This window comes from Burkholderia sp. Cy-637 (assembly GCF_011753175.1).
Taxonomy (GTDB): domain Bacteria; phylum Pseudomonadota; class Gammaproteobacteria; order Burkholderiales; family Burkholderiaceae; genus Burkholderia; species Burkholderia gladioli.
In genome coordinates this window covers 1-2,428 of record NZ_VWWC01000343.1, presented here as the reverse complement: position 1 = coordinate 2,428, position 2,428 = coordinate 1, and the positions used below count along the sequence as shown (strand labels likewise).

4 protein-coding genes and 1 pseudogene are annotated in these 2,428 nt (G+C 67.5%); 4 read left to right on the top strand and 1 reads right to left on the bottom strand.

Translation table 11 applies throughout. The features are described 5' to 3' along the window. The 4 genes from F3J10_RS36130 to rfaE2 form a co-directional block, all read left to right on the top strand. Positions 1-269 (top strand): hypothetical protein (locus F3J10_RS36130; RefSeq protein WP_205200595.1); only part of this gene is annotated, 269 nt, incomplete at its 5' end. 272 nt (positions 270-541) lie between these two features. Continuing rightward, entirely contained in the window at positions 542-1,408 is an 867-nt protein-coding gene (locus F3J10_RS35290; RefSeq protein ID WP_025097084.1) for a hypothetical protein, read from the top strand. A 48-nt stretch (positions 1,409-1,456) separates the two neighbouring features. Further along, positions 1,457-1,714 carry a hypothetical protein gene (locus F3J10_RS35285; RefSeq protein ID WP_167244019.1) on the top strand — a complete coding sequence of 86 codons (258 nt, stop codon included), beginning with the start codon at positions 1,457-1,459 and terminating at the stop codon, positions 1,712-1,714. Beyond that, the gene (gene rfaE2, locus F3J10_RS35280; protein WP_025097083.1) at positions 1,648-2,133 is read left to right on the top strand and encodes a D-glycero-beta-D-manno-heptose 1-phosphate adenylyltransferase; all 486 of its coding nucleotides are present in this window, start codon (positions 1,648-1,650) and stop codon (positions 2,131-2,133) included. Before F3J10_RS35285 ends, rfaE2 begins: the two co-directional genes overlap by 67 nt. A gap of 95 nt (positions 2,134-2,228) precedes the next feature. Here rfaE2 and F3J10_RS35275 read toward each other — a convergent pair. Beyond that, positions 2,229-2,428, bottom strand: a pseudogene (locus F3J10_RS35275) (flagellar hook-length control protein FliK); the annotation flags it as partial.

The window sequence follows — 2,428 nt, the reverse complement described above, 5'->3', positions numbered from 1 at the left end:
GGGGCCGCGGCAAGCGAGCTGTCGAAGCCCGCGCCAGCGCCTGCGTCCGGCGCCGCGGCCACGCGCCCGGCGACGCCGCCGGCCGAGCCTGCCGAACCGGGTATCGGTTCGATATCCGAACCGAATCGCCCCGATTGAGGCGGCTCGGCTGGGCGGCCAAAACCGCGACGGTTCGCCGCACCAGTGTCGCGGATCCGTCACAGGTGCGTGCTATCATCGCCGACGCCGAATTCATCCAAGCGGGTGCTGGCGGCGCGATCCGTCCCTGACGCTCGCGCGCACGGCCCCGACAACGACAGCCGGCCTCGAGCCGGCCCCTCTCAGGTGCGTGCGAGGCTCGGTCTGTTTCGGGCGTCGCGCGTTTTGCCCCCACAAGCGCTTGCGCGGCAGCAATCGCGTCGCGGTGCCAAGTGCATCCGGCGCGCGTTTTAGCGCGTAAAATTACCGATTCGTCAGGTGAGCGCCCCGATTGTGGGGGCTCGACGCAACAGTCACGTTTAGCAGTCGCATTGTGCAGAACAGGGGTGGGACCATGAACACCATGCTTTATCCGGAACTCTACAAATCGCTCGAAGCCGTCCGCTGGGACATGGAGAAGGACATCCCTTGGGACAAGTTCGACGCCTCGCTCCTGACCGACGAGCAGGCGAAGACGATCAAGATGAACGCGATCACCGAGTGGTCGGCGCTGCCCGCGACGGAAATGTTCCTGCGCGACAACCACCACGACAGCGACTTCTCCGCCTTCATGAGCGTCTGGTTCTTCGAGGAGCAGAAGCATTCGCTGGTGCTGATGGAGTACCTGCGCCGCTTCAAGCCCGAGATGATGCCGACCGAGGCCGAGCTGCATGCGGTGCGCTTCGAGTTCGACCCGGCGCCGCCGCTGGAAACCCTGATGCTGCACTTCTGCGGCGAGATCCGCCTGAACCACTGGTACCGCCGCGCGGCCGAGTGGCATACGGAACCCGTCATCAAGCACATCTACGAAACCATCTCGCGCGACGAGGCACGCCATGGCGGCGCCTACCTGCGCTACATGAAGAAGGCGCTGGTGAACTGCGGCGACGTCGCGCGCTCGGCCTTCGCCAAGATCGGCGTGCTGATGGCCTCGGCACGCCGCACCGAGAAGCCCCTGCACCCCACCAACCTGCACGTGAACCAGTCGCTGTTCCCGCGCGATACCGTGCAGTCGCGCCTGCCCGATCCGGAATGGCTCGAGCGCTGGCTCGACGAGCAGATCCGTTTCGACGGCGAGTGGGAGAAGAAGGTGGTCGACCGGATCCTGCACAACCTGTCGATCCTGTTCGAGCGCACCTTCGCCACCGCGCAGGAGCTGAACCGCTACCGCAAGGAAGTCACGGGTCGCCTGCAGACGCCCGAGAGCGGCGCCGCCACGCAACCCGCCTGAGGCGGCAGCCGCTTCATCCATCGATTCGCCAGTCATTCGCCAGTCGATTTGCAGCACACCAAGCCCGCCGAAGTTCGCGCGGGCTTTTTTATTGGGCGGCGCGTAGCATGGCCGATCGAGCCGATCGAGCCGATCGAGCCGATCGAGCAGATCGAGCAGATCGAGCAGATCGAGCAGATCGAGCAGATGCGCCGGCTCGCCCGATTCCCGTTTCCCTTCTTCCAGCCGGACCGAAACCGATGCCCGCCGCCTTCGAACGTAAATTCACCACCCGCGAGGCGCTCGCCGCCCTGCGTCCGACGCTGAGCTCGCCCGTCGTGTTCACCAACGGCGTGTTCGACATCCTGCATCGCGGCCACGTCACCTACCTGGCCGACGCGAAGGCGCTCGGCGCCTGCCTGATCGTCGGCGTCAACAGCGACGCCTCGGTGCGCATGCTGGGCAAGGGCGACGATCGGCCGATCAATCGCCAGGAAGACCGCATGGCGCTGCTGGCCGCGCTCGAATGCGTCGACTGGGTGGTGGGCTTCGAGGAACAGACGCCGATCGACCTGATCGCCGCCGTGCGGCCCGACGTGCTGGTGAAGGGCGGCGACTACGACATGGATGCGCTGCCGGAATCGGCCCTGGTGCGCGGCTGGGGCGGCAAGGCGCTGGCGATTCCGTTCGAGTTCGAGCGTTCGACCACGGCGCTGCTGAAGAAGGTGCGCGCGCACCAGGCTTGAGGTGAGGGAGGGCCGCGGCGCGCTGGCCCTGGCCCTGGCCCAAGAAACAACGCCGGCTTCGGGAGCGAAGCCGGCGCTTCATCACCGAGGCAGCTTCAGGCGCGCAGCTTGTGATGCGGCTTGACCGGCCGCGAGGCAGCCGCGCGGCGGCGCTTGCCCTCGGCCAGGGCCGCCGGCGCGACCGCCAGTGTGGCGGCGGCGAGCGGGGCGAGATGCTCGAGCCGCGCCAGATGCGCGGGCGAGGTCGATGCCGATGGCGCGGAAGTCGCGGAAGGCGCCGCCGGCACGGCGGGTG